The sequence below is a fragment of the Actinomycetota bacterium genome, assembly GCA_036280995.1.
Classification (GTDB): Bacteria; Actinomycetota; CALGFH01; order CALGFH01; family CALGFH01; genus CALGFH01.
This window is the reverse complement of the sequence record DASUPQ010000093.1, coordinates 1-2,724: the sequence shown is the minus strand read 5'-3', so window position 1 is coordinate 2,724 and position 2,724 is coordinate 1. Positions and strand designations below refer to the sequence as shown.

At 74.0% G+C, this 2,724-nt stretch carries 3 protein-coding genes; all 3 read right to left on the bottom strand.

Annotation, left to right across the window (positions count from 1 at the left end; all coding sequences use genetic code 11):
* Window positions 1–606 (bottom strand): ATP-dependent DNA ligase (locus VF468_02650; protein ID HEX5877210.1); only part of this gene is annotated, 606 nt, incomplete at its 3' end.
* A 17-nt stretch (window positions 607–623) separates the two neighbouring features.
* Window positions 624–1,610 (bottom strand): hypothetical protein, encoded by a 987-nt coding sequence (locus VF468_02645; GenBank protein HEX5877209.1) that lies wholly within the window; start codon window positions 1,608–1,610, stop codon window positions 624–626.
* Window positions 1,611–1,769: 159 nt separating this feature from the next.
* On the bottom strand, window positions 1,770–2,724 hold a 955-nt coding region (locus VF468_02640), incomplete at its 5' end, for an RsmB/NOP family class I SAM-dependent RNA methyltransferase (protein HEX5877208.1).

Below are 2,724 nucleotides of genomic sequence, written 5' to 3'. Positions count from 1 at the left end.
GTGCGCGGCACGGCGCACGTCGGGGAACCCGTGGTCTGGCGGGATCCGGACGTAGACGTGGAGCCCCTTGCTGCCGCTGGTCTTGGGGTAGCCGACCGCGCCGAGCTCGTCGAGCACCTCCTGCACGACGCCGGCGACGCGCTGCACCTGCGCGTAGTCCGACAGCGGGCCGGGGTCGAGGTCGATCCGCCACTCGTCGGGCTTCTCGGTGTCGGCACGCCGACTGTTCCAGGGGTGGAACTCCACCGTCGACATCTGGACCGCCCAGATGACCGAGCCCAGCTCGGTGACGCACAGCTCGTCGGCGGTGCGGTTCCAGCGGGGGAAGTACAGCCGCACCGTCTCCACCCAGGGGGGTGCCCCGGCGGGCAGCCGCTTCTGGTGGACCTTGTCACCGGCCAGGCCCTTGGGGAAGCGATGGAGCATGCAGGGCCGCTCGAAGAGCGCGTTGACTATGCCGTCGCCGACGGCCAGGTAGTACTCGACCAGGTCGAGCTTGGTCGCGCCGGACTCCGGGAAGTACACGCGGTCGGGGTTGGTGACCTTGACGACACGGTCGCCGCCGTGCAGGTCCGGGACCTCGATCTCGGTGAACGGCGATGCCATGCCCGGGACGTTAGCGGTCAGCCGGCCGGGGCAGGCTTCACGACCACCTTCGCCGCCGGCGAGACGTGCTCGTCGGCGTAGCCGCGCTCGGCGAAGAACCAGCGGTACTCCGTGGTCACCTCAGGTGCGACCGTCGCCGAGACGATGCCGTCCGCCCCGGCCACGACCGTCTCGGACACTGTCTGGAACTCCGCGGCACCCTCCGGACGGGCCTGGAGCGCGAGCGTGGCGCCCATCGGCCGGTCCAGCCCGATCGAGCTGCCGGTGATGGTGACCTCCTGACCCGCCTTGACGCGGGCGCTCGTGGGGCTGATGCCGGTGGTCACCGACCAGCCGTCGAGGTCGTACGTCGTCACCGACCCCGGCAGCCCGGTACGGATCGCGTCGACGCCGAACGTGCCGCCGTCGCAGCCGAATCCGGTCAGGACGTAGCCCGGTCCGTCGCCGTGCGCGGTCGTGAAGTCGTCGATCGTGGCGGCGCCGGCCTGTTCGAGGGGGGCGCCGGTCGCGGCGTCGTACCGCGTCCACTCGTAGGTCGCACTGGTGGCGTCGACCTGCTGCCAGCCGTCGCCCGCGGCGGTGAGGACGGCCCGGCCCGACCAGACCTCGCCCGGAGCCATGTCGGGAGCGAGGTACCAGGTGTAGGCCACACCGCCACTACCGGCGGCGGCGCGCACGGCGAGCGTGGAGACGGCCGAAGCGACCGACGAGAACAGGCTGACCGAGCCGGCGGCAGTGCCGGTCCCGGGCAGCGTCAGGTCGACGGCGCGGCGACCCATCGGTGCGGCGTCGTCGCGCTTGAGGAGGGCGGCGGGGCCGCGCTGGTCGACGTGGAACAGGTCGACGCAGCCGAAGTAGGTCAGGTAGGTGCCGGTCCCCGGGAAGCTGGTTCCGGGCACGACGACGGTGTCATCGGCCCGCGCAGGGCTCGCCGTGAGCACCAGCCCGGCGCACAGCACCCCTGCGGACAGGGCGGACCCCGCCACTGCGGTCCAGCGTCGCATCGTTCAACCTCCCCGTGGCAGCCCGCCGAGTCGGGCTGCACCCCCATTGAACGTCACGCGCGGCGGCGCGTCCATGCCGAGCCGTGGATCTAAGTAACGGATTAGGCAACGATTCATCACTCGTTCCACCACCCGATCCCGGGCCGATCCGGCGGCCGCTCACCCCGCGGACCTTCGCACCAGCGCCAGGAACATGGCGTCCGTGGCGTGCCGGTGCGGCCACAGCTGCACCGTCCCCGGCAGCGGGCCGGCGGCATCAGCCACGTCCGTCGCGAGGGGCTCGAGCACGGCGTCCTGCCGTTCGACGAGCACCGCGTCGACCACCTCGGCGGTCTCGGCGAGCACCGGCGTGCAGGTCGCGTAGAGCACGGCCCCACCCGGCCGGACCAGGTCGAGGGCGGAGCCGAGCAAGGCCCGCTGCAGCGGCACGAGGTCGGCCAGGTCGCCCGGCTGCCTGCGCCAGCGGGCCTCCGGTCGGCGGCGCAGCGCTCCCAGCCCCGAGCACGGCGCGTCCACCAGGACCCGGTCGAAGGACCCGGCTTCCCAGGGCGGCTGCCGGCCGTCGTACGCCGTCACCTCCTCGACCCCGGCTGCGCCGGCCAGCGCCCGCCGGACCAGGTCGGCGCGGTGCGACTGAACGTCGTTGGCGACCAGCCGCGCGCCTCGCTCCGAGGCCAGTGCGGCCAGCAGGGCGGCCTTGCCACCCGGGCCGGCGCACAGGTCCAGCCAACGCTCGTCGCGGCCCACGAGCGGTGCGGCCGCGGTGGCGACCGCCACGAGCTGGGAGCCCTCGTCCTGCACGCCGGCGCGCCCCTCGGCGACGGCTGCCACGGTGCCCGGGTCCCCCTCCTCCAGCCGCACCCCGTACGGCGAGAGCGGGGTCGGCCGGCCGGGCAGCTCGCTGCGGTCGGACCGGCCGGGCCGGGCGACCAGCACCACGTCGGGCGGGGAGTTGTCGGCGGCCAGCAGCTCGGGGAGCTCCCCCGCCCGGTCCCCCAGTGCCCGATCGAGTTCCGCGACGACCCAGCGCGGGTGGCTGTGGGCGACGGCGAGGTGGCCGAGCCGGTCGACCGCGGCGTCGGGTGCTACCCGCTCGACCCAACCGGCCAGGTCG

Bases quoted from the DNA above. Each gene is read 5' to 3' on its own strand.
- VF468_02645 (HEX5877209.1), bottom strand. From the start codon at position 1,610: ATGCGACGCTGGACCGCAGTGGCGGGGTCCGCCCTGTCCGCAGGGGTG.